Origin of the sequence: Rhizobium sp. ZW T2_16, assembly GCF_044987325.1 — a bacterium.
Classification (GTDB): Bacteria; Pseudomonadota; Alphaproteobacteria; order Rhizobiales; family Rhizobiaceae; genus Neorhizobium; species Neorhizobium cellulosilyticum.
This window is the reverse complement of the sequence record NZ_JBJDRG010000001.1, coordinates 749724-773276: the sequence shown is the minus strand read 5'-3', so window position 1 is coordinate 773276 and position 23553 is coordinate 749724. Positions and strand designations below refer to the sequence as shown.

Sequence of the window (23553 nt, the reverse complement as noted above, 5' to 3'; positions counted from 1 at the left end):
AACGATGAACACGATTGCCGAAACCAGAAGCAAAAGCCTGCTTTATCTCGAAGACGTTTCCGTCTCCTTCGACGGGTTCAAGGCGATCAATTCGCTGTCGCTGGTGGTTGAGCCGGGCGAGCTTCGCGCCATCATCGGCCCAAACGGCGCGGGCAAAACGACGATGATGGATATCATCACCGGCAAGACCCGACCGGATACGGGTAAGGTGATCTTCGAGGATACGATCGACCTGACGAAAAAGGACGAAGCCGATATCGCCCAGCTCGGCATCGGCCGCAAGTTTCAGAAGCCGACGGTGTTCGAAAGCCATACGGTCTGGGACAATCTGGAGCTGGCGCTCAACCGCTCCCGCGGCGTGTTTGCCACGCTGTTCTACACGCTGAGCGCCGACGACAAGGCGCGGATCGAGGAAATCCTCTCGACGATCCGCCTGACCCATCGCGCCCACGAATATGCTGCCAATCTTTCCCACGGTCAGAAACAGTGGCTGGAGATCGGCATGCTGCTGGCCCAGGAGCCGAAGCTGCTTCTCGTCGACGAGCCGGTGGCCGGCATGACGGATGCAGAAACAGCCGAGACGGCAATCCTGTTGCGCGAGATCGCCAAGACCCGCTCGGTCGTCGTGGTCGAGCACGACATGGGCTTCATCCGCGATCTCGGGGTGAAGGTGACGTGTCTGGCGGAAGGTTCGGTTCTGGCGGAAGGTTCGATCGATTTCGTCTCCAGCGATCCGAAGGTGATCGAGAATTATCTGGGGCGGTGATGGAGAGCGCAATGGTCTTGATACCCCCCTCTGGCCTGCCGGCCATCTCCCCCACAAGGGGGGAGATCGGCTGGGAGCGATCCTTCTGCCTCAAGCACGCATCTCTTCCGGTTTGGATTTCATCGCGGGATGATGTCTCGCCTCCACTCGACCTTCAAAGGGGGGCGAGTGGTCGCCTTCCTCCGATCTCCCTCCTTGTGGGGGAGATGCCCGGCAGGGCAGAGGGGGGTAATGCCATCCTCCTGAGCAAACAGGGAGGCTCCCCATGCTGACAGTCAACAACGTCAATCTCCACTACGGCGCAGCGCAAGCCCTTCGCGGGGTCTCCGTCAATGCCGAAATGGGCAAGATCACCTGCGTGCTCGGCCGTAACGGCGTCGGCAAATCCTCGCTCTTGCGCGCCGTCACCGGCCAGCATCCGGTCTCCGGCGGCACGATCAGCTTTCAGGGGGAAGTGCTGAACGGGCTTGCGCCTTATTCCCGGGCCAAACACGGTATCGGTTATGTACCGCAAGGGCGCGAGATATTTCCGCTTCTGACCGTTCAGGAAAACCTGCAGAGCGGTTATGCGCCGCTGGCGCGCAAGGATCGATATATTCCCGACGAGATCTTCTCGCTGTTTCCGGTGCTCAAAACCATGCTTGGCCGCCGAGGCGGCGACCTGTCAGGCGGACAGCAGCAGCAGCTGGCGATCGGCCGGGCCATGGTCACGCGACCGAAAATCCTCGTTCTCGACGAGCCCACCGAGGGTATCCAGCCCTCTATCATAAAGGATATCGGCCGTGCGATCCGCTATTTGCGCGATTCAACCGGCATGGCGATCCTGCTGGTCGAGCAGTATCTGGACTTCTGCCGCGAGCTTGCCGACCAAGTCTACATCATGGATCGCGGCGAGATCGTGCATGAAGGCCCTGCCGAAACCTTGGATACGGCAGAAGCAAGGCGGCATCTAACAGTTTAATGGTGAATGTTTGCATTGCTTCTATTGATGCAGGGCATATGAATGCTTCAACAGGTGTGCTAGATGAACCGCAGATGAACGACATCTCCGAACATCGTTGACAACCCGCACCCCATGATGAGGCGCTGATGGTCTTTGCATGCATTCCTGGTCACCGTTCCCGCTCCGCTCTTGTTCGCCTGACCGCGACTGGAGCGTTTTTCCTGGCCGCCGGCTCTGCTTTTGCCGGCTGTGGCCAGTCCATGGCGCCGGGGCGCCACCAGATGACGATCGAGAGCGACGGTGTTGACCGTCAGGCCGTCTATTATGTTCCGTCTTCCTATACCGGCCGCGACAAGGTTGCCGTCGTGTTCGATTTTCACGGCAGCAACAGCAATCCGGATGGGCAGCTGAACCGATCGTCCTGGGACAAGGTTGCCGAGAAGAACGGTTTCATTGCCGTGGCGCTGCAGGGCAGCCTGCCGGGCAAGACGCCGGGCACCTACGCCTGGAACGTGCCTTTCGTGCAGGTGAGCAAGGCCATCATTCCGACCGGCGCGCAGGGCGGTCTCGACGAGATCGCCTTTATCGACGATGCCGTCGATGAGGTGAAGGAGGATTTCTGCGTCGACCCGAACCGCATCTTTGCTTCCGGTTATTCCGGCGGCGGGCGAATGCTGTCGGCTTATGTCTGCTCGGGACAGGATGATTTTGCCGGTGCCGGTTTCGTCAATTCGCTGCGTGCCGGCCGCCCGGTCGAGGTTGATGGCAAATGGGGGCCGGACAAGGCCAATTGCAATCCGGCCAAGCCTATCTCCATCGTCGCCTTCGCCGGCGAAAAGGATGCACAGAACCCCTATGCGGGTGGCGGTTCCGCCTATTGGCAATATGGTTTCAACACGGCGATCCAGCGCTGGAATGATCTCGACGGCTGCAAGGGCAATGGCGACCCTAAAACCGTCGATGGCGTGACCTATACGATGTACGGGACCTGCAAGAACGGCGCGCGGATTGCAACTTACGTCTTCGAAAAGGGCACGCATGACTGGCCGAAGCCGCTTGCTGCCAAGGAAGCCGTCATGGCTGCCGCCAAGGATGGTGCTGCGAGCGTGACTAAGGTTTCAGCCGTGGTACCGGCCAAACAGCCAGCCTTCGACGCCAATGTTGATCCGGCTTTCCGGATGTGGGACTTCTTCGGCAAGGCCGACGCGACGGATGTGGTTGCGACTGTCACTCCCGCCAAGCCGGCTGCGTCTGCGAAGTCTGGCATGGCCATTGCTTCTGACTGCGCAACACAGGCGGAACTTGAAGGTACATCGTGCAGCAATCCTCAGTCGAACACTATGCGCCGCAGCGGGCAAGGGGTTCAGGGCGCCTTGTAACCAAGGCTTTTGACGGGCGTACACGGCTCGACGAGTTCTTCCAGGAAGGCTGCGCAAAAATTCGCCTTCCGGAAACCTTTTCGCCTGAAATGGAGGCGATTCTCATCAATACGTCAGGGGGGCTGACGGGCGGCGACGTGATCGATTGGTCCGTCGCCGCTGCGGCTTCCACCAGGCTTTCGGTCGCCACCCAGGCGAACGAGAAGATCTACAAGGCGTCCTCCGGCACCGCCTCGGTTTCCACCCATATCACCGTCGGCGACAATGCTTCCGTTCATTGGCTTCCGCAGGAGACCATCCTGTTCGACCGGGCATCACTCAGTCGCCGCCTTGATGTCGATCTTGCCGAAAGCGCTGAATTTCTCGCCGTCGAAGCCGTGCTTCTGGGGCGCCGCGCGATGGGCGAGGCGGTCGCCAACGGATTTTTCCGCGATCGCTGGCGGGTGCGCCGCAATGCTCAGTTGATCCACGCCGAGGAGATGCGCTTCGAGGGCGAGATTGCGCAAATGGCGCAGGCCGCGGCCGTGCTTTCCGGCCAGGTCGCCTTCGCCACACTTTTCCATACGGGGCCTTTGAGCGAATCCATGCTGCCCAAGTTGAGGGAGTGCATCGGCAATGCCGGTGGTGCGAGTTACTGGAACGGCAAGCTGATCGCGCGGATCGCCGCACCCACGGGCTTCGATTTGAGAAAAATCCTGGTACCGGCAATTTCCGTATTGCGTAACGGCGCGCCAGTGCCGAAAGTCTGGCATATCTGATTTGCCCTATCCGAAGTCGATTGCGGGATTTCCATGAACCTGACCCCACGCGAAAAAGACAAGCTGCTGATTTCCATGGCGGCAATGGTTGCCCGTCGCCGCCTGGAGCGCGGCGTCAAGCTCAACTATCCCGAAGCGATCGCGCTGATCACGGACTATGTCGTCGAGGGTGCCCGTGACGGCCGTTCGGTTGCGGACCTGATGGAGGCCGGCGCGCATGTCATCTCCCGCGATCAGGTGATGGAAGGCATTCCGGAAATGATCCATGACGTGCAGGTGGAGGCGACCTTTCCGGACGGCACCAAGCTGGTGACCGTGCACGAACCGATCCGCTGAGGAGCCTAGCCATGGCACTGGAACTACGCCCCAACTGCGAATGCTGCGACAAGGATCTTAATCCCGACAGCCGCGAGGCGATGATCTGCACGTTTGAGTGCACATTCTGTGCGGATTGCGCGGCGGATGTGCTTGGTGGGATCTGCCCGAACTGCTCGGGAGAACTGGTGAGGCGCCCGATCCGTCCGGCGGCGGCACTGGTTCGTAACCCCGCATCGACGGTGCGTGTCTTGAAGGCGGAGGGTTGTATCCCCCAAACCGCTTTAACAGCCTGAGGAGCTGATTCATGATTCCTGGTGAAGTCATTGCCGCAAAAGGCGAAATCGAGCTCAATGCCGGCGCGCCGACGATATCCATCGAAGTTTCCAATACCGGTGACCGCCCGGTGCAGGTCGGCAGCCACTATCATTTCTTCGAGACCAATAATGGTCTATCCTTCGATCGCGACAAGGCGCACGGCATGCGGCTCGATATACCTGCTGGAACCGCTGTGCGCTTCGAGCCGGGCCAGACCCGATCCGTCACGCTGATCCCGCTTTCGGGTGCGCGACGGGTCTATGGTTTCCAGCAGAAGATTATGGGAGGACTCTGACATGGCGACCAAACATTATCTCGGCAGCTGCCAGTGCGGCGCGGTCTCCTACGAAGTCGAGGCGGATCTCGACCAGACGGTCACCTGTAACTGCTCGCGCTGCCAGCGACTGGGCATTGTTCTCGCCTTCGCGCCACGTGGTGCATTTTCGCTGACGTCGGGCGAGGGGAACCTTACCGAATACAGGTTCAACACGAAGAAGCTGCAGCATCTGTTCTGCAAGACCTGCGGCATCGAGAGTTTTGCCTATGGGGACTCGCCGAAGGATGGTTCGCCCATGGTGGCGATCAACGTCAACTGCCTGGAAAGCGTCAATCCACGGGCTTTGACGTCGCATCACTACGACGGGGCTGCGGCCTGAGCCGATGCTGAAACTCGCCCTCTTGCCGTTGCTGTGTGGATGCGTGCTTCTTCTCGATGCACCGACATCCGCGCAACAGCCGCGACCGGATTGCAAGGAGCCGCAAACGCAGGCGGATATGACGATCTGCGCCGGCCTTGATCTTGCCGATGCGGATACGGCGTTGAACGCGCAGTATCAGGTGACACGCAAGGCGCTGAAGGAGCGGGATACCGGGGTCTCCACTGAGCTGAAGGGCGGTGAAGAGGCTTTGATCAAGGCGCAGCGCGCCTGGCTCTCCTATCGCGACGCCCAATGTGCTTCCGTCGGGTTTCAGGCGCGCGGCGGCTCGATGGAGCCGATGCTTGTCTCCAGTTGCGAGGCCGATCTGACGCGCAAGCGTACGGCCGAGCTTAAGGCGCTTGTCGATAACATGCTGTAATTTTTGGAATGGCTCGTCGCCATCCAGGTGAAATGTCCGAACTCATATTGCCCGAAGGATTGAGGTAATTCATGTCCTACAAGATGTCCCGCGCCGCTTATGCCTCGATGTTCGGTCCGACCACCGGCGACAAGGTGCGGCTTGCCGATACCGAATTGTTCATCGAGGTGGAGCGCGATTTCACCACCTATGGCGAAGAGGTGAAATTCGGCGGCGGCAAGGTCATTCGCGACGGCATGGGGCAGAGCCAGGCGACACGCGCCGAAGGGGCGGTCGATACCGTCATCACCAATGCGCTGATCGTCGATCATAGCGGCATCTATAAGGCCGATGTGGGCTTGAAGAACGGCCGTATCCACGCGATCGGCAAAGCTGGTAATCCGGATACGCAGCCGGGCGTGACGATCATCGTCGGCCCGTCGACGGAAGCGATCGCCGGCGAAGGCAAGATCCTGACGGCCGGTGGCATGGATGCACATATCCACTATATCTGCCCGCAGCAGATCGAAGAGGCGCTGATGAGCGGTGTCACCACCATGCTTGGTGGCGGTTCCGGCCCGGCGCATGGAACGCTGGCAACGACCTGTACAGGTGCGTGGCATATCGAGCGGATGATCGAAAGTTTTGACGCCTTCCCGATGAACCTCGCACTTGCCGGCAAGGGTAATGCCTCGCTTCCGGCACCGCTCGAAGAAATGATCCTCGCGGGTGCTTCGTCGCTGAAACTGCATGAGGACTGGGGCACGACACCGGCTGCTATCGACAACTGCCTGACGGTAGCCGACGCGTTCGACGTGCAGGTGATGATCCATACCGATACACTGAACGAAAGCGGTTTTGTCGAAGACACGGTCGCCGCCATCAAGGGTCGCACGATCCATGCCTTCCATACGGAAGGGGCGGGCGGCGGGCATGCGCCCGATATCATCAAGGTCTGCGGCAATCCGAACGTCATTCCGTCTTCGACCAACCCCACGCGGCCCTATACGGTCAACACGCTGGCCGAGCATCTCGACATGCTGATGGTTTGCCATCACCTGTCGCCATCGATCCCGGAAGACATTGCATTTGCCGAAAGCCGTATCCGCAAGGAGACGATCGCGGCGGAAGACATTCTGCACGATATCGGCGCCTTCTCGATCATCTCTTCCGACAGCCAGGCCATGGGCCGCGTCGGGGAAGTCGCGATCCGCACCTGGCAGACAGCCGACAAGATGAAGCGCCAGCGGGGTCCTTTGAAGGACGAGACCGGCGACAACGACAATTTCCGCGTCAAGCGCTACATTGCCAAATACACGATCAACCCGGCGATCGCGCATGGTGTGTCCCACGAGATCGGTTCGGTCGAAGTGGGAAAACGCGCCGACCTCGTGCTGTGGAGCCCGGCCTTCTTCGGCGCGAAGCCGGAAATGGTGCTGCTCGGCGGTTCGATTGCCGCTGCGCCGATGGGCGATCCGAATGCTTCGATCCCGACGCCGCAGCCGATGCATTACCGGCCGATGTTTGCGGCCTATGGCAAGCTCAGGACCAATTCATCGGTCACCTTCGTTTCGCAGGCCTCGCTCGATGGCGGTCTGGCGCAGCGGCTTGGCGTCGCCAAGAAGCTGGTTGCGGTGAAGAACGTGCGCGGCGGCATCGGCAAGGCGTCGATGATCCACAATTCGGCAACGCCGCATGTGGAAGTCGATCCGGAAACTTATGAGGTTCGCGCCGACGGCGAGTTGCTCACCTGCAAACCGGCAACGGTGCTGCCGATGGCGCAGCGGTATTTCCTGTTCTGAAGGGAGATGGAATGAGCCTCTCCATCCGGGGATGCGCTGCGGCCGACATTGCCGAGTGGGCCAGGCTGCGACACGCATTATGGCCGGATGGACCGGTTGAAGAGCATCGAGCCGAGATTGCTGCCGCTCTGTCGGACGGTGTTTTGCGGGGCTATCTTGCAGTTGACGAACAGGGGCAGGGGATCGGCTTTGCCGAAGTCTCCATTCGGCGTTACGCCAATGGCAGCACGCAATCTCCAGTGCCGTTTCTGGAGGGGATCTGGATTGTGCCGGAGCATCGGCAGCAAAAGATCGGGCGTTTGCTGATCGAGCGGATTTCGGCGGATTGTGCGGCGGAAGGCTTTGTCGAACTCTGCTCGGATGCCGAGATTGACAATCTCGCATCTCGTCATGCGCATGAGAGTTGGGGTTTTGCCGAGACGGAGCGGGTGGTGTATTTCCGCAAGGCCCTTTGAGTTGTTCGGCATGAGATTTATCCTCCGAATATCGATAGCTGTCGTCGCCGTTGTTGTGTTCGCGGCGGCGGCGGGCACATTCGTGCCGCGACCGCTGTTTGCACTGGACCGATCAGGTTCCTCTGCCGAAACCCGGCGCATTCTGTTGCTCTCCAATCCCATTCACACGGATATCGTCATTCCTCTCGACGAGGAAACACGTGCCGACTACGCGTTTCTCGAAGCGTCCGGCATTCCGATTGCTGATCCGGTCGCGCAGTGGTTGGTGTTGGGCTGGGGAGGTCGCGCATTTTATCTTGAGACGCCGACCTGGAGTGACCTGAAGCCGATGCCGGTGTTTCGGGCGCTGACCATTGATCGCTCGGTAATGCATGTGGACGTGGCAGGGAGCATGGATGAAACGCATCCGGCTATACGCTCCTTCAATATGCGACCGGCAGAATTTCAAACTCTCTCGAACTTCATCAAAGCGAGTTTTGTAAGGGATCGCGGTGAGATCGTGGCCATTCCCGATGCAGGCTACGGAGTTTATGACCAGTTCTTCGAGGCTCATGGCTCATTCAACGCGCTCCTCGGCTGCAATACCTGGACAGCCCAGGCGCTTCGTTCCGCGGGCATTCGCACAGGCTGGTGGAACCCGTTGCCTCAGACGCTGGGTCTGTCTCTGAGACTCTTCAACTGAAAACAAAGTTCACCCTTGGCGATCTCGTTCACTCGCTCCAAGCCCTGCTTTCTGTGAATAGCAGGTTTGCGTTGCGTCAATTTTCGCCTGACTTTGCTGCATCGCAAGAGAAATGCGGTTAAGGGAGTGCATCTGCCTCTTACCGGGGCGAATATTCATTCTCATGGAGGCATTGATGCTGGGCAAAAAGGTTCCGCAAGTCACTTTCCGCACCCGCGTACGCGACGAGGCCGTTGGCGGCCCGAACCCCTTCCGTTGGCAGGACGTTACCTCGGACGATTATTTCGCCGGAAAGCGCGTCGTGCTCTTCTCGCTGCCGGGCGCGTTCACGCCGACCTGCTCGACCTACCAGCTTCCCGATTTCGAAAAGCTGTTTTCCGATTTCCAGGCTGAAGGCATCGACGCGATCTACTGCATGTCGGTCAACGATGCTTTCGTCATGAATGCATGGGCCAAGAGCCAGAATCTTGAAAACGTCACCGTCATTCCGGACGGTTCGGGCGAATTCACCCGCAAGATGGGCATGCTGGTTGCCAAGGATAATCTTGGCTTCGGCATGCGCTCGTGGCGTTATGGCGCGATCGTCAACGACGGCGTCGTCGAACAGTGGTTCGAAGAAGAAGGCTATTCCGATAATTGCGAGAGCGATCCCTATGGTGCGTCCTCGCCGCAGAACATTCTTGAGAACCTCAAGGCCCTGAAGATCGCTGCCGAATAAGCGGCGAAAGACTTCTGCCAATAGGAAGCCCGGTCTCGCGCCGGGCTTTTTGTTGTCCAGCCGCAACTAAGCCTTGTGCGGCAGGCCGGCTTTGGCAATGATGTCTTTTGCACATGTCTCCCAACACCGGTGACCACTTTCGGTAGACATGCGTCAAGAGTTTGCATTTCAACGGGTTATCCATCATGCAGCACATCCATTCCTATCGCCCTGCCGGCGAAATTTCCGACCCGCCGATTGACACCGTCAGCCTGCCGCACGATCTGCGTCACCTGCGCCGCAAGCTGCTGCATCTTTCGAATGGCGATATGGTGATGCTCGATCTCAAGGAAGCCGTTCTTTTCCATAACGGCGACCGTCTGGTGCTCGACAACGGTGACACGGTGGAAGTACAGGCGGCACCGGAAAAGCTTTTCGAGGTCAAGGCGCGCGACACACTGCATCTGATCGAACTCGCATGGCATCTCGGTAATCGGCATCTTTCCGCCCAGATCGAGGAAGGCCGTATCCTGATCCTGCGCGATCATGTGATCCGCTCCATGCTGCAGGGGCTGGGCGCCAGCGTCAGCGATGTCGAGGAACCGTTCCAGCCGGCTCGCGGCGCCTATCACGCGCATGGTTCCCATGGCAGCCATTCGGATGATCATGGGCATTCCCACGACCACGACCATTCCCATGGTCACGACCATCATCATCATGACTGATCGCATATCGTGACAGAGCATCCGCGGCCGGGCGACCCGGCGACAGAGGGGACGATTGGCGGAGCAGTGGACACGAGGGCCTTGCTGCGGCTGATGGCCTGGCTTTCGCCGGCCTTTCCGATTGGCGGCTTCGCCTGGTCCGGCGGGCTGGAGCGTGCTGTCGAAGATGGGCTGGTCAGAAATGCCCAGGGTCTTGAGGACTGGCTGTCGACCGTGCTTCAGCATGGTTCGCTGTGGAACGATGCCGTGCTGTTCTGCGAAGCATGGCGCCAGGCCGATAAACAAGGCCCGCTTGCAGAGGTAGCGGCTCTCGGACTGGCGCTGGCGGGTTCGGCCGAGCGCTTCAACGAGACGCTGTCACTTGGAAAGGCTTTCATTGCTGCAGCTTCGGCATGGCCGCATCCGGTCTTCGAACGGCTTCCGGCCAATGTGCCATTTCCCGTGGCTGTCGGAGCAGTGGCTGCGGGTCATGGCTTGCCTTCTGCGCCGGCGCTTGCCGCATTCCTTCACGCAGCCGTATCGCAGGCCGTTTCGGCCGGAATCCGGCTGAGCGTTGCCGGTCAGGCGGAAGGGGTTGCGATCATTGCGAGGCTCGAAGCCCGGATAGAAGATCTTTCGCTCAGAGCGGCTTCAACCGGCCTCGAAGACTTGGGTGGCGCGGCCGTACAGGCCGAAATAGCGTCTCTTCGTCACGAAACGCAGCATTCCCGGCTTTTTCGATCCTGAAATGCCGGAATTGCATTGTCGTTGGGCAGTTTAGTTCAGGCGTCCTGTGCGATGAGAAGGATCTGGTCGTCAATCGCGTCTGCCAGCGACAGGACAACCTCGGTTCTGTCAAAGCCGTAGGATTCCAGCATTTTCAACATGCTGGAAAGAGCAGCCTCTGCCGCCTTGTGGCAGTCGTGTTGTTTTTCCAATACTTCAGATGTGGATGCAGTCGTTTGATAATCCATTCTGATTTCCCCGTTTCCCAGTTCAGGTAAGGTCTCAGCATGCGATATTAAATTGCAACTACAATACGTATTATGACGGTCTTATCTCGCTACCACAATTTGTGTAATGAGTTTTCTACAGGTATCTAGGGATATACTTAATTCACAAATCTGCGTTGAATGTTTACTTTTGTGATACCCGGCCGCTCGTGGCTGCCGACTGATGAAGCCGCAGGTGGGGCATCCACTTTCCGATTGCGCTGATTTCCCGCGGCATTATTGTGATCTCATCATACCGAAAGGACATTTCATGAAATCGGCAAACGGTCCCCTTCGTGTCGGCATCGGTGGGCCGGTTGGATCCGGCAAGACGCATTTGACGGAAAAACTCTGTAAGGCGATGCGGGACGAATTCTCCGTCGCGGTCGTTACCAACGATATTTACACCAAAGAGGATGCAGATGCGCTGGTGCGGATGCAGGCGCTTTCCTCGGATCGTATCGTGGGCGTCGAGACAGGTGGTTGTCCGCACACGGCGATCCGCGAAGATGCGACGATCAATCTCCAGGCGATTGCGGGTCTCAACGAACGTTTTCCGGATTTGGATGTCGTGTTCATCGAGTCTGGCGGAGACAATCTCGCAGCTACCTTCTCTCCGGATCTGGCGGACATCACGATCTATGTCATCTCCACTTGTCAGGGTGAGGAAATACCGCGCAAAGGCGGCCCTGGCATTACCCGATCTGATCTGCTGGTGATCAACAAGAAGGATCTGGCGCCTTATGTCGGCGTCGACATGGATGTGATGGACCGGGATGCCAGCCGCATGCGGGAAATGAAGCCTCATGTCTTCACCGACCTGAAACGCGGCGAGGGGGTCGGCCATATCGTGGAATTCCTGAAGGTCCAGGGCGGACTTTAAAGCCGGCCTATAACCGGAAAAGAAAAAGGCCGGCGGTCTAATGACCCGCCGGCCTCGCCTGTCGCCGGACACCCCTGTGGCAACAGGCCGCTGCGAAGGCTGCGTCGTCTCGCGCGCCTTCGAGCCTGTAGCAATTCCGCCTTTCTTCGAAACGCGAAACTGCTCAATGTTTTATGCTTCAGATATTTCTGAGCGCCTGAACGTCTCCGACCTGGATGATGCGTCCCCTGACTGTCACGCCGACGCGGCGCAGGCTGGAAAAGGCGCGAGAGAGCGCTTCCGGCGCAAGGCCGAGCATGCCGGCAAGCAGGCTCTTCTGGAATGGCAGGCGGATCGAGGCGGAGCCTCCGTCAACCGGGCAGCGGCTGAGGATGTAGTTGGCGACCCGCTGCGGTGCGGTGAAAAGACGGTCGTTGGCGATGCAATCCATCGTACCGACGAGATGCCGGGATATGGCGGCAATCAGTGCCTTGGCGATTTCTGGATCCTGCTGGGCAAGGTCACGCACGGCCTGCATGTCGAAGCGGGCGAGCGTTGCCGGCTCGGCCGTCTGGGCGTTGCAAAGATAAACGTTGTCGCTGAACAGAAGATGCTCTGCAAATGTGTCGCCCGGGGCGCAGACCATGATGTCGGCTTCGCGACCTTCACGGCTCAGCCGGAAAAGCCGGACATAACCGTTGAGAACGCAATAGAAGGCGTCGGCTGTTTCGCCTTCGCGCATCACGAATTTGCGGGCCGGAAGCGTGCTGATCGTCATCATGGACATCAGCCGGACAAGGGCACTGTTGCCCAGCCCTGCCAGAAACGGTGCCTTCATGAGCACTGCCCGGTCTCGATTGCTGAGTTTCAGACTGCTGTTCATCTCGCTATCTCTTCCCTTTTTTGCGAACACTGCCAAATCCTTGAGAAGCAGGATAGCGTGTGAGGCAAAGAGGGATTTGATACTGATCAATCAATCACGCAATTCGGAGCCTTGTCTGACAATCGGACCGGGGAGATTGCCTCCATCAGGCGTCATTCGGCTGCCATAGGTGGCAACCGAAGCACACGCTGGCCTGCCTGTGCTCCGGGGTGGGAGCCGGAAGCCGTTGTTTTCTCATTGTTTTCCAAGCGGTTTAGCCGTTCTTCCAACTCCGAAAGACTGCGACGATTTTGTCGGGTATGGTGGGCGACTTCTTCCGATGACATCAAATCCTCTTCTTCCTTCTTTCCGACGAAGCGGCCGAAGAGCTTGCCGAGCAGGCGCGACAGATCGTCCATGATGAGGAAGAAGGAGGGAACGACGAGAAGCGAGAGCACCGTCGAGACGATGATGCCGCCGATGACGGCGATCGCCATGGGCGCACGGAAGGAGCCGCCTTCGCCGACCCCCATGGCGGATGGCAGCATGCCGGCCGACATGGCGATCGAGGTCATGATGATCGGCCTTGCGCGCTTGCGGCCGGCCTCGACCATGGCGTGGACGCGCTCCAACCCGTGCCGCTTCATCTCGATCGCAAAATCGACGAGCAGGATGGCGTTCTTCGTGACGATGCCCATCAGCATCAGGATGCCGATGAGGACGGGCATGGAGAGCGCATTCTGTGTCGCGATCAGCGCCACTGCCACGCCGCCGATGGCGAGCGGCAGGGAGAATAGGATGGTGAAAGGCTGGATGACATCCTTGAACAACAGGATCAGGACGACGAGAACAAGCATCAGGCCCATCAGCATCGCATTGCCGAAGCTTTGCGTCATTTCGGCCTGGACCTTGGCGTCACCGCTTTCCGCCAGACGCACCGTCGGCGGTAGCTCAGTCTCGTCGACGATCCGCTTGAACTCGGCGGTTGAGGTGTCGAGCGCCGTGCCGAAGGGAACGTCGGAGCCGATCGCCACGACGCGGTTGCGGTCGTTACGCTTGATTGAGCTTGGACCTTCCGAATAGTCGATATCGGCAACGCTGTAGAGCGGCACCATCGTGCCGGACGATGTCTTGACCTTAAGATTGCGGATCGACTGCAGGTCGCGGCGCGTGTCGAGCGATGTCTGCACGCGGATCGGGATCTGGCGGCTGTCGAGCGAGATTTTTGCGAGGTTGGCGTCGATATCGCCAATCGTTGCGACGCGTACGGTTTCGGAGATCTGCTGCGGGGTGATGCCGAGGCGGGAGGCTTCTGCCATGCGCGGACGGATCTGCAGTTCGGGACGGGGCAGGGCGCCTTCCGACGAGACGTTGACCAGGATCGGCGAGGCTCGTAGCCTGGATTCCAACAGGCTCACGGCATTGTTCAGGTCTTCCTCGTTCGAAGAGAGGAAGTTGAACGAAAGTTCGCGTTCGGCCCGGTCGTTGACCTTGGAGATACGTACGTCGGGGATCGAGCGTACGGCGGCGAAGATATCCTTCTCCACATCCCATTGCGCGCGCGTGCGGCCATGTTCGGGCAGTTTGGGCAACAGGTCGCCGATCAGCGGGAGAGAGCCAAGGCCTTTGTTGACCAAGGTCTTCACCAGCGAATGGTCGATATTCTGCAGGATGATTCGGACGGTTGCCCGGCGCAGTTCGAGATCGCCCTTCGGCGAGGCGCCGCCCAGCGTGAAGACGCTTTCGACGCCGTCGATACCCTTCACCGCATCGTAGACGCTGGTGGAGACCGCATCCGTCTCTTCGAGCGTCGCGTTCGGCGGCAGTTCGAGAGACAGGACCACGCGGGAACTGTCATCCGGCGGCAGAAAGCTGCCCGGCACCTTGCTCAGAAGGAACAGCGAACCGCCCAGGAATGCAACAGCTGCGACCATGGTCGCGTAACGCCAGTACCATTTTCGGGTCGTGGCGGTGACGACGCGGGTATAGGTCTTCATCAGCCTTCCGTCGTTGTCTTGGTGGTCGTCTTCGCGCCCGTCTTCGGCGCGCATCAGATAGGCGGCCATCAGCGGTGTGATCAGGCGCGCCACCGCGAGTGAGAAGAACACCGAGAAGGCGACGGTCAGGCCGAACTGGATGAAATATTGGCCCGGAATGCCGGGCATGAAGGAGACGGGGACGAAGACGGCGATGATGGTGAAGCTGGTGGCGATCACCGCAAGGCCGATTTCGTCGGCCGCCTCAAGCGCCGCCCGATAGGGCGTCTTGCCCATCTTGATATGGCGGGCAATGTTCTCGATCTCGACGATCGCGTCGTCGACGAGGATACCTGTTGCCAATGTCAAAGCGAGGAACGAGACGAGGTTCAGCGAGAACCCCATCATGTGCATGATCCAGAAGGTCGGAATGGCGGACAGCGGGAGGGCGACTGCCGCAATCAAGGTCGCACGCCAGTTTCGCAGGAAAAGGAAGACGACGATGACGGCGAGGATCGAACCTTCCATCAGCGTGTGCAGCGCCGCCTCGTAATTGCCATAGGTGAAATAGACCGAGTCATCGACCATCTCGATCGTGACATCGGGATGCGCCTTGCGGATGCCGTCCAGGCCTTCGGCAACGGTTTCCGCCACAGAGACTTCGCTTGCACCCTTGGCGCGGAAGACGGCGAAGGTGACCGACGGCGTGCCGTTGAAGCGCGAGAAGGATTTCTGCTCCTCATAGGTATCGGTCACCCGCCCGAGTTCTGAGAGTTTTACGAAGCGGCCGTTCGAGAGCGCGATGTTGGTATCGGCAAGTTGCTGGACATTGCGAGCGTCGCCGAGCGTGCGGATCGTCTGCTCGTTGCCGGCGACCTGACCCCGGCCCGAGCCGAGATCGACATTGGTGCCCTTGATCTGCGTATTCACGTCTGCCGCGGTGATGCCGTAGGCGTCGAGCTTTGCCGGGTTGAGGGCGACGCGCACTTCCCGGTCCGCCCCGCCGTAGCGGTCGATACGACCGATACCGGGCTTGCCCTGAAGGTCGCGGGTGATCGTGTCGTCGACGAACCAGGACAGCTCCTCCAGCGTCATGTTGGGCGAGGAGACGGCGAAGGTCTGGATCGCCTGTCCTTCGACATCGACCTTGGTGACGATCGGTTCCTCGATGCCGGCAGGCAGGTCGCTGCGGATCTTGTCGATCTGGTCCTTGGTGTCCTGCACCGCCTCTTCTGTGGGCTTTTCGATGCGGAAGACGATCGTCGTGAGCGACTGGCCGTCGGTCACGGTCGACTGGATCTCGTCGATGCCGCTGATCGAGGCGACTGCGTCCTCGATCTCCTTCGTCACCTGCATTTCGAGTTCAGCCGGTGATGCGCCGCTCTGAACCACCGTCACAGAGACGACGGGAACGTCGATATTCGGGAAACGGGTGATCGGCAGGGCGAAGAAGGATTGCAGGCCGACATAGAGCAGCAGGCCGAAGGCAAGCAGGGGAGCGATCGGGTTGCGGATAGACCAGGCGGAAAAGTTCATTGCGAAGCCTCCGTGCCCTTGGTGGCTGCCGCCTTTTCCGGAACCGGTGCGATATGATCGCCGTCTCGGACGAAAGCGCCGGCCTTGGCGACGACGACATCGCCGGGCTGCAGGCCGTTCAAGACCTGAATGAAGCCGCCGTCCTGGAAGCCGATTTCGATCTTGACCTGCTTGACGACGCCGCCTTCCACCTTGCGGGCAAAGGACCCTTCGCGGCCTGTCGTTACGGCGGAGAGCGGAAGGGCGAGCGTATCTGCCTGATTCACGACGATTGCCGCGCGCCCATACATGCCGGCGCGCGCGCCGCTATCGGGGTCGATCTCGATATGGACGAGGCCGAGCCTGGTTGTCTGGTCGACAGTCGGGGAGACCAGCCGCACACGGCCCTCGATCTCCCGCTGGCCGCCGGCGACGGTCACCAGTGCCTTCTGACCGAGTTTGACCTTCTGAATGTCGGATTCGGAGATGTCGGCAACCAGCTCGATCGCGCCGTCCTTGATGATGGTGAAAAGCGGATCGCCGTTGCCGGACGCGATGGCGCCGACCTTGGCATTCTTTGCCGAGATGACACCGGCAACGGGCGCCTTTACGCCGGTGCGGGCGAGCTGCAGTTCGACATCGGCAAGCTGGGCGTCAATGACGTGGACATCGGCTTCTCCCACCGTCACCGCCTGGCGGGCGGCATTCAGCCGGGCGCGTGCGACATCGACCTGGGCATTCGCCTGTTCAAGCTGAGAGACCGTGCTCGTGCCGCTCTCGTTGAGCTTTTTCGTGCGGTCGCGTTGTTTGACTGCGTCATCGAGGTTTGCTTCGGCCTCGATCACCTGAGCCTGGTATTGCGCGACCGATGCTTCGGCCTTGGCCTTGTTTGCCTGATACTGGCTCTTCTGGAGCAGCAACGCATCGTCGTTCAGGGTGGCCAGAACCGCGTTGGCTTCGACCTCGTCGGAGACATCAACATTGATCGTCTTCACCGAGAGGCCCTCGACAAGCGGCTGCACGTAGATCTCGTCTATGGGACGTATGGTGCCGGTTGCGATGATCCGGTCTGTCAGCGATTTCTTCAAGGCCTCGGTCACGATGATCGACGGGAGCTTTGCTTCCGCGGCGGCAGGCTGGCCGGTTTGCTGTGCCGCAAGCGGTGAGGCTGCGACGGAGGAAAGCAGCAGAACGAGGGCGGGGATCGATTTCGACAAGCTATGCGGCATGCGGCAAATCCACTGTTTGGAGGAACGGGCATGCGCCGACCATCGGCATCCCTCGAGTCATACTTCCTCCCTGTATGACGCGGGACCAAAGCTTCATCCGACACTTCTTTCTGGTTCAACCGAAAAAAGTCGGCGTCGGCTTCGGCAGCTACCTTTACGTGTTCATTCTCAGACGATCAATCCATGCAGGCAGTGACGGGTTGACATGTCCTGATGGCAAAAAAATGCCCGACTAGGAAGCCGGGCAGGAAGAAGTATCAGAGACTTTTGTTGCTGGATTATTTCAGCATGATTTCATCATTATTTCAGGGCTGCGCTAGTGATATCGGCCGTGTAGGCCCCTTCCGGGGCCTTGCTGATGATCTTCTGGTCGGTCAGCGCCTTCACCGTGCGTTCGTAAGTCGCCATGTCGAGCTTGCCATCGCCGATCAGCTTGGCGACTTCGCCCATCATCCGTTTCTGGTGGTTTTCGTCCTGGCCGCCATTTTCCATCACGATCTCGGCGGCTTCATCCGGATTGTCGATGGCGTATTTCCAGCCCTTCATCGAGGCACGGACGAACTTAACCATGTTCTCCTTGAACTTTTCGTCCTTCAGCTTGGTATCGAGGACATAAAGCCCGTCTTCCAGGAGATCGTTGCCGAGCGCCGTGTAGTTGAAGACGACAAGGTCGTTCGCCTTGAAACCGGCATCGATTGCCTGCCAATATTCGTTATAGGTCATGACCGAGATACAGTTTGCCTGTTTCTGGACGAGCGGCTGCACGTCGAAGCTCTGTTTCAGCACGGTCACGCCATCCGTGCCGCCTTCGGTCTTCAAGCCCAGCTTGTTCATCCAGGCGAAGAACGGATATTCGTTGCCGAAGAACCAGACGCCGAGCGTCTTGCCTTTGAAGTCGGCTTCGGTCTTTACCGGGCCGTCCTTGGGGCAGATCAGTTCGAGGCCGGACTTCTGGAACGGCTGGGCGATGTTGATCAGCGGTACGCCCTTTTCACGGGCGACCAGTGCGCCGCCCATCCAGTCGACGATGACATCTGCGCCGCCGCCGGCAATCACCTGTTCCGGTGCGATATCCGGGCCGCCCGGCTTGATCGTGACGTCGAGGCCTTCTTCCTCGTAGAACCCCTTGTCCTTGGCGACGAAATATCCGCCGAACTGGCCCTGAGCCACCCATTTCAGCTGCAGCGTCAGTTTGTCTGCGGCCATTGCTTGGGCCGCCGAAAGCGCCACGGTGGTTCCGATTGCGCCGGCCATCAATGCCTTCATGATCTTTTTCATTGCTGCTACCCTCTCTTTTCCGCCCTTGCGATGTTACGCCAAGCGGTTCGTTGCGCCTAACCCCCACGGTTAGACGGATGCCAGAATGTCAGTGCCCGCTCTCCCAGCGCGACCACACCATAAAAGATCGATCCGACAATCGCTGCAACCGTGATTTCGGCCCAGACCATGTCGACATTCATGCGACCGATTTCGGTTGAGATACGGAAGCCCATGCCGACGATCGGCGTGCCGAAGAATTCCGCAACGATCGCGCCGATCAGCGCCAGCGTCGAATTGATCTTGAGCGCGTTGAAGATGAAGGGCATGGCAGCGGGAAGCCTGAGCTTTGTCAGCGTCTGCCAGTAATCCGATGCGTAGGAGCGCATCAGGTCGCGTTCCATCGAGCCTGCTGCACTTAAGCCGGCGATGGTGTTCACCAGCATGGGGAAAAAGGTCATGACGATGACGACGGCAGCCTTGGACTGCCAGTCGAAGCCGAACCACATGACCATGATCGGCGCGACACCGATGATCGGCAGCGCCGACATGAGATTGGCGATCGGCAACAAGCCGCGGCGGAAAAACGCGATGCGATCGGCAAGGATCGCTACCGCAAAGCCGGATGCGCAGCCGACAAGATAACCGAAGATGACGGCCTTGAAGACGGTCTGCTGCACATCCGCCCAGAGCGTCGGGATAGACGACGCAAACCGGGCGCCGATGGCGGATGGCGGTGGCAGGATGATGAAGGGGATGCCAAGCCCGCGGGTTGCCGCTTCCCAGAGGATGAGGATCCAGGCGCCGAAGATTGCCGGGATGATGAGGCGTAGGAGGCTGTCTATCGCCCTGGAGCGAATCCGGAGTTCGGAGAGGATGCTGACGCAGCGCCAAGCCAGCAGCCAGTTGGCCGTGAGGATGAGGAAGAAGGCCGTAGAGGCCATTCCCTCGTTTCCGGCAAGGCGTGAGATCAGCAGACCGGTAGAGAAATGAGCGCAGACGAGGAGGGTCACTGCGACGAAGACGGGCGGCAGGGAAAGGAGGGAGACGACGGTTGCGCCGATCGTCAGGACGAAGATGGAGAACATCCGGATCGGCTTGTAGGCAATCGGTGCTTCGGCTGAGAGGAGGGGCAAGGTTGCCAGTGCCGCAAGGATAAGGGCGAGTGCCAACCAGGATTGCCAGGAGCGTTTCAGGATCGTCATGCCTGCCTCCTTTCCGGCTTTGCACCCATCGCCCGTTCAACGAGCTTGCCGATCAGTGCGACGATGGCGACCAGAAGGGCTGCAAGCACCGAGCCTGCTATCAGGGCTGCCCAGATGTCTATCGTCTGGCTGTAATAGGCGCCGGCGAGCAGTTTGGAGCCGATGCCTGCCACAGCCCCTGTCGGCAGTTCGCCGACAATCGCGCCGACGAGGCTGGCTGCGATCGCCACTTTCATCGAGGTGAACAGGAAAGGCACGGAGGCGGGGACGCGAAGCTTCCAGAACGTCAGGGCGACGCTGGCATTATAGGTGCGCATCAGGTCGAGCTGAATGAGTTCCGGCGAGCGCAGGCCCTTCACCATGCCGACCGCGACGGGGAAGAAGGAAAGATAGGTCGAGATCAGCGCCTTGGGCAGAAGGCCTGTGATGTTGACCGCGCCGAGCACGACGATGACCATCGGGGCGATGGCGAGGATCGGTACCATTTGCGAGGCGATGATCCAGGGCATCAGGCTGCGATCCAGCGCCTTTACATGGACGATGCCGACGGCAATCAGGATGCCGAGAAGCGTGCCTAGCGTGAAGCCAACGGCGGTGGACGATAGCGTGACCCAGGCGTGGTAGACGAGGCTGCGGTTGGAGGTGACCTTTCTGAGAAACGTGTTTTCGAAGACGTTCGAGGCGACCTGATGCGGAGCCGGCAAGGTCGGCTTCGGTTGCGACATCGTCTTTTCGAGGAATTCGATCGCCGTCGAGGTGACGTTGGCGCGGCGGTCGAGATCGCGCTGGAATGGCGCGTTCATGAAATAGGCGCCGACATACCAGATGGCAATGATGACAAGCACGATCACCGTGACGGGCATGATCCGGTGCTGGATGAGGTGTTCCCGTCCCATCAGCTTTTCGCTCCGACCGGAAACAGCATCAGCACCATGGCGACGACGCCGAGGCCAACGCCCGCAAGCTGGGTGGCGGTCAGGCGTTCACCGAAAATGGCGAAAGCGATGACATTGATCAGCAGCAGCTGGGCAATCGCCGATGCAGAGATCGCCAGCCCCAGTCCGCCTTCACGCATCAGCTTCACCATCATCAGGTTGCCGACACAGTAGAGCGAAAGCGACAGGAGCAGAAGGAGCATGTTGCTGGAGGTGATGTAGGCGCGAGAGGCGGTGGCGGCCGCGAGGAAGGTTGCCATGGCGCCGCTGAGCCAGAGGAGGAAGGTAGGGGTCATGGGGCTGCTCCCGTCAGATATATTATGCTGCCGATTGTGTTCTTGCCCCGAACCTTACCCCCCTCTGCCCTGCCGGGCATCTCCCCCACAAGGGGGGAGATCGGCTGGGCTTTCACTCGCCACTCCATCGGAATCCTTTGAATACCGCGCGGTGTCGTTTTGGGGCAGTGAGCCCGCCGCTTGTGATCTCCCCCCTTGTGGCGAAGATGCCCGGCAGGGCAGAGGGGGGTATCTCTCGCTGACGTGCGGGAAAGATCACTCCTCATAACTATGCCCCGCTCTCAAACCTTCCCGGACCCTATGGGCAATCGCGAGAAACTCCGGTGTCTCGCGGATTTCCAGCGGGCGGTCTTTTGGCAGTGTCGAGGTGATGACATCCGTTACCCGGCCTGGGCGGGGGGACATGACGACGATCTTGGTCGACAGGTAGACGGCTTCGGGGATCGAGTGGGTGACGAAGCAGATCGTCTTTTCCGTGCGTGCCCAGAGTTTCAGAAGCTGTTCGTTCAAATGGTCGCGAACGATTTCGTCCAGTGCGCCAAAAGGTTCGTCCATCAGCAGGAGATCGGCGTCGAAGGCCAGAGCTCTCGCGATCGAGGCGCGTTGCTGCATGCCGCCGGAGAGCTGCCACGGGTATTTTTTGCCGAAGCCTGCAAGATTGACGAGATCGAGGGTGCGGTCAATGCGTTCCTTCCGCTGCGCTGCCGAGTAATTCATGATCTCCAGCGGCAGCGCGATATTCTTTTCGATCGTGCGCCAGGGATAAAGCGCCGGTGCCTGGAAGACATAGCCATAGGACCGCGACTTTCGGGCGTTTTCCGGCGTCATGCCGTTGACGGTGATTTCGCCCGAAGTGGCGCTTTCGAGATCGGCGATGACGCGCAGGAATGTCGTCTTGCCGCAGCCGGACGGGCCGATGAAGGAGACGAAATCGCCCCGCTTCACCTCCAGATCGACATCGGACAGAGCATGGACCGGCCCGTCGCTCGTCTCGAAAGTCAGGCCGAGTTTTTTCGCGGAAACGACGGAGAAATTGTTCTCAGCCATGTCACGATCACACCCCGCTTGCCGGGATCCCCGTTCGTTCGACCTTGCGCGGTGCGGTTAGGTCCTTCCAGGTGGAGAGCGCCTTGCTGACCGCCGGATAGGGCTCGCGGGCGACGAACTGGCCGTGGCCTTCGCGGCTCCTGATCGTACCCTCCTCGACGACGACGACACCGCGCGACAGCGTGTAGCGCGGCAGGCCGGTGACTTGCTTGCCCTCGAAGACGTTGTAATCGATCGCCGACTGCTGGGTTTTGGCCGAGATCGTCTTCGACTTTTTCGGATCGAGTACGACAAGATCGGCATCGGCACCGACGAGGATCGCGCCCTTTCTCGGGTAGAGATTGAGGATTTTCGCGATATTGGTCGAGGTGACGGCGACGAATTCGTTCATGGTGATGCGGCCGGTGGCGACGCCGTAGGTCCAAAGCATCGGCAGGCGATCTTCCAGACCGCCTGTGCCGTTCGGGATCTTTCTGAAATCGCCGACGCCATAGCGTTTCTGGTCGGTGGTGAAGGCGCAATGGTCGGTCGCGACACATTGCAGCGAACCGGAGGCGAGGCCGGCCCAGAGTGAGTCCTGATGCTGCTTGTTGCGGAAGGGAGGCGACATGACGCGGCGGGCAGAGTGATCCCAATCCTTGTCGAAATATTCGCTTTCATCGAGCGTCAGGTGCTGGATCAGCGGTTCGCCATAGACCCGCATGCCATTCTGGCGCGCCCGACGGATCGCCTCATGCGCCTGTTCGCAGGAGGTATGGACGACATAGAGCGGCACGCCTGCCATGTCGGCGATGATGATGGCGCGGTTTGTGGCTTCGCCCTCGACGGAAGCGGGGCGTGAATAGGCGTGGGCTTCCGGGCCGTTATTGCCTTCGTCCATCAATTTCTGCTGCATGGCGGCAACGACATCGCCGTTTTCGGCATGGACGAGGGGCAGCGCGCCAAGCTCGGCGCAGCGCGAGAACGAGGCGAACATCTCGTCATCGTTGACCATCAGCGAGCCCTTGTAGGCCATGAAGTGCTTGAAGGTGTTGATGCCTTTTTCCTGAACGACGGTCTGCATCTCGTTGAAGACCTGCTCGCTCCACCAGGTGACTGCCATATGGAAGGAATAGTCGCAGTGCGCGCGGGTCGCCTTGTTGTCCCAGCGCTTCAGGGCATCCAGCATGGACTGGCCGGGATCGGGAAGACAGAAATCGACCACCATGGTCGTGCCGCCGGCAAGGGCTGCGCGGGTGCCGCTATCGAAATCGTCGGCGGAATAGGTGCCCATGAAGGGCATTTCGAGGTGAACATGCGGATCGATGCCGCCCGGCATGACATAGCAGCCGGTGGCGTCGAGCGTTTCGTCGCCCGCAAGGTCCGGGCCGATCTCGACGATCTTTCCGCCGTCTATCTTCAAATCCGCCTTGTAGGTCAGGTCGGCGGTAACGATGGTTCCGTTCTTGACTACTGTGGCCATGGTTGTTCCCCTTATCGTGTGCCGCAGTCAATCGCCCGAG

Annotated in this window: 26 protein-coding genes; 16 read left to right on the top strand and 10 right to left on the bottom strand. The window is 59.7% G+C overall.

The window, feature by feature from the left end; translation table 11 throughout:
• Positions 1–4 precede the first annotated feature (4 nt).
• The 15 genes from urtD (at position 5) to ACI3K0_RS03725 (ending at position 10622) form a co-directional block, all read left to right on the top strand.
• Positions 5–766, top strand: coding sequence for an urea ABC transporter ATP-binding protein UrtD (urtD, locus tag ACI3K0_RS03795; protein WP_206822923.1), 762 nt, complete (start codon positions 5–7; stop codon positions 764–766).
• Between the two features lie 265 nt (positions 767–1031).
• Positions 1032–1727, top strand: a complete 696-nt coding sequence (gene urtE, locus ACI3K0_RS03790) for an urea ABC transporter ATP-binding subunit UrtE (protein WP_148145804.1) — start codon at positions 1032–1034, stop codon at positions 1725–1727.
• 128 nt (positions 1728–1855) lie between these two features.
• On the top strand, positions 1856–3088 hold the full coding sequence (locus tag ACI3K0_RS03785; RefSeq protein WP_404944927.1) for an alpha/beta hydrolase family esterase: 1233 nt from the start codon (positions 1856–1858) through the stop codon (positions 3086–3088).
• Positions 3025–3846 (top strand): urease accessory protein UreD, encoded by an 822-nt coding sequence (locus ACI3K0_RS03780; RefSeq protein ID WP_404944926.1) that lies wholly within the window; start codon positions 3025–3027, stop codon positions 3844–3846. The genes ACI3K0_RS03785 and ACI3K0_RS03780 overlap by 64 nt, the downstream gene beginning before the upstream one ends.
• Positions 3847–3879: 33 nt before the next feature.
• Positions 3880–4182, top strand: coding sequence for an urease subunit gamma (locus ACI3K0_RS03775; protein ID WP_112454072.1), 303 nt, complete (start codon positions 3880–3882; stop codon positions 4180–4182).
• 11 nt (positions 4183–4193) lie between these two features.
• Entirely contained in the window at positions 4194–4457 is a 264-nt protein-coding gene (locus ACI3K0_RS03770) for a DUF1272 domain-containing protein (RefSeq protein ID WP_183821201.1), read from the top strand.
• A gap of 11 nt (positions 4458–4468) precedes the next feature.
• Positions 4469–4774, top strand: a complete 306-nt coding sequence (locus ACI3K0_RS03765; RefSeq protein WP_183821202.1) for an urease subunit beta — start codon at positions 4469–4471, stop codon at positions 4772–4774.
• A 1-nt stretch (position 4775) separates the two neighbouring features.
• Entirely contained in the window at positions 4776–5135 is a 360-nt protein-coding gene (locus tag ACI3K0_RS03760; RefSeq protein ID WP_183822299.1) for a GFA family protein, read from the top strand.
• A 4-nt stretch (positions 5136–5139) separates the two neighbouring features.
• Positions 5140–5556 (top strand): lysozyme inhibitor LprI family protein, encoded by a 417-nt coding sequence (locus ACI3K0_RS03755; protein WP_183821203.1) that lies wholly within the window; start codon positions 5140–5142, stop codon positions 5554–5556.
• A gap of 71 nt (positions 5557–5627) precedes the next feature.
• Positions 5628–7337, top strand: a complete 1710-nt coding sequence (ureC, locus tag ACI3K0_RS03750) for an urease subunit alpha (RefSeq protein ID WP_183821204.1) — start codon at positions 5628–5630, stop codon at positions 7335–7337.
• Between the two features lie 11 nt (positions 7338–7348).
• A complete protein-coding gene (locus ACI3K0_RS03745) occupies positions 7349–7792 on the top strand; it encodes a GNAT family N-acetyltransferase (protein WP_183821205.1) in 444 nt (147 codons plus the stop codon).
• A gap of 10 nt (positions 7793–7802) precedes the next feature.
• Complete coding sequence (locus tag ACI3K0_RS03740) at positions 7803–8474, top strand: TIGR02117 family protein (RefSeq protein ID WP_183821206.1); 672 nt, start codon at positions 7803–7805, stop codon at positions 8472–8474.
• A 175-nt stretch (positions 8475–8649) separates the two neighbouring features.
• Positions 8650–9192: a peroxiredoxin gene (locus ACI3K0_RS03735; RefSeq protein WP_183821207.1), complete on the top strand. Its 543-nt coding sequence runs from the start codon at positions 8650–8652 to the stop codon at positions 9190–9192.
• Positions 9193–9377: 185 nt separating this feature from the next.
• Positions 9378–9896 (top strand): urease accessory protein UreE, encoded by a 519-nt coding sequence (gene ureE / locus ACI3K0_RS03730; protein WP_183821208.1) that lies wholly within the window; start codon positions 9378–9380, stop codon positions 9894–9896.
• Positions 9897–9989: 93 nt separating this feature from the next.
• Positions 9990–10622 carry an urease accessory protein UreF gene (locus ACI3K0_RS03725; RefSeq protein ID WP_183822302.1) on the top strand — a complete coding sequence of 211 codons (633 nt, stop codon included), beginning with the start codon at positions 9990–9992 and terminating at the stop codon, positions 10620–10622.
• A 35-nt stretch (positions 10623–10657) separates the two neighbouring features.
• Here ACI3K0_RS03725 and ACI3K0_RS03720 read toward each other — a convergent pair whose 3' ends face one another.
• Positions 10658–10849: a hypothetical protein gene (locus ACI3K0_RS03720; protein WP_183821209.1), complete on the bottom strand. Its 192-nt coding sequence runs from the start codon at positions 10847–10849 to the stop codon at positions 10658–10660.
• 289 nt (positions 10850–11138) lie between these two features.
• On the opposite strand from ACI3K0_RS03720, the gene ureG reads away from it, so the two are divergent.
• Positions 11139–11750: an urease accessory protein UreG gene (ureG, locus tag ACI3K0_RS03715; protein WP_148145792.1), complete on the top strand. Its 612-nt coding sequence runs from the start codon at positions 11139–11141 to the stop codon at positions 11748–11750.
• Positions 11751–11928: 178 nt separating this feature from the next.
• Here ureG and ACI3K0_RS03710 read toward each other — a convergent pair whose 3' ends face one another.
• The 9 genes from ACI3K0_RS03710 to hydA form a co-directional block, all read right to left on the bottom strand.
• Positions 11929–12612 (bottom strand): Crp/Fnr family transcriptional regulator, encoded by a 684-nt coding sequence (locus ACI3K0_RS03710; protein ID WP_183821210.1) that lies wholly within the window; start codon positions 12610–12612, stop codon positions 11929–11931.
• Positions 12613–12764: 152 nt separating this feature from the next.
• Positions 12765–16103, bottom strand: coding sequence for an efflux RND transporter permease subunit (locus ACI3K0_RS03705; RefSeq protein WP_404944925.1), 3339 nt, complete (start codon positions 16101–16103; stop codon positions 12765–12767).
• Positions 16100–17311 carry an efflux RND transporter periplasmic adaptor subunit gene (locus ACI3K0_RS03700; protein ID WP_183821212.1) on the bottom strand — a complete coding sequence of 404 codons (1212 nt, stop codon included), beginning with the start codon at positions 17309–17311 and terminating at the stop codon, positions 16100–16102. The genes ACI3K0_RS03705 and ACI3K0_RS03700 overlap by 4 nt, the downstream gene beginning before the upstream one ends.
• Positions 17312–17611: 300 nt before the next feature.
• The gene (locus ACI3K0_RS03695; RefSeq protein ID WP_148145788.1) at positions 17612–18589 is read right to left on the bottom strand and encodes an ABC transporter substrate-binding protein; all 978 of its coding nucleotides are present in this window, start codon (positions 18587–18589) and stop codon (positions 17612–17614) included.
• A gap of 56 nt (positions 18590–18645) precedes the next feature.
• Entirely contained in the window at positions 18646–19773 is a 1128-nt protein-coding gene (locus ACI3K0_RS03690; protein ID WP_404944924.1) for an ABC transporter permease, read from the bottom strand.
• Positions 19770–20669 (bottom strand): ABC transporter permease, encoded by a 900-nt coding sequence (locus tag ACI3K0_RS03685; protein ID WP_183821213.1) that lies wholly within the window; start codon positions 20667–20669, stop codon positions 19770–19772. The genes ACI3K0_RS03690 and ACI3K0_RS03685 overlap by 4 nt, the downstream gene beginning before the upstream one ends.
• Positions 20669–21004: a hypothetical protein gene (locus ACI3K0_RS03680; protein WP_183821214.1), complete on the bottom strand. Its 336-nt coding sequence runs from the start codon at positions 21002–21004 to the stop codon at positions 20669–20671. Before ACI3K0_RS03680 ends, ACI3K0_RS03685 begins: the two co-directional genes overlap by 1 nt.
• Positions 21005–21259: 255 nt before the next feature.
• On the bottom strand, positions 21260–22051 hold the full coding sequence (locus ACI3K0_RS03675; RefSeq protein WP_183821215.1) for an ABC transporter ATP-binding protein: 792 nt from the start codon (positions 22049–22051) through the stop codon (positions 21260–21262).
• Between the two features lie 7 nt (positions 22052–22058).
• Positions 22059–23513 carry a dihydropyrimidinase gene (hydA, locus tag ACI3K0_RS03670; RefSeq protein WP_183821216.1) on the bottom strand — a complete coding sequence of 485 codons (1455 nt, stop codon included), beginning with the start codon at positions 23511–23513 and terminating at the stop codon, positions 22059–22061.
• Positions 23514–23553 lie beyond the last annotated feature (40 nt).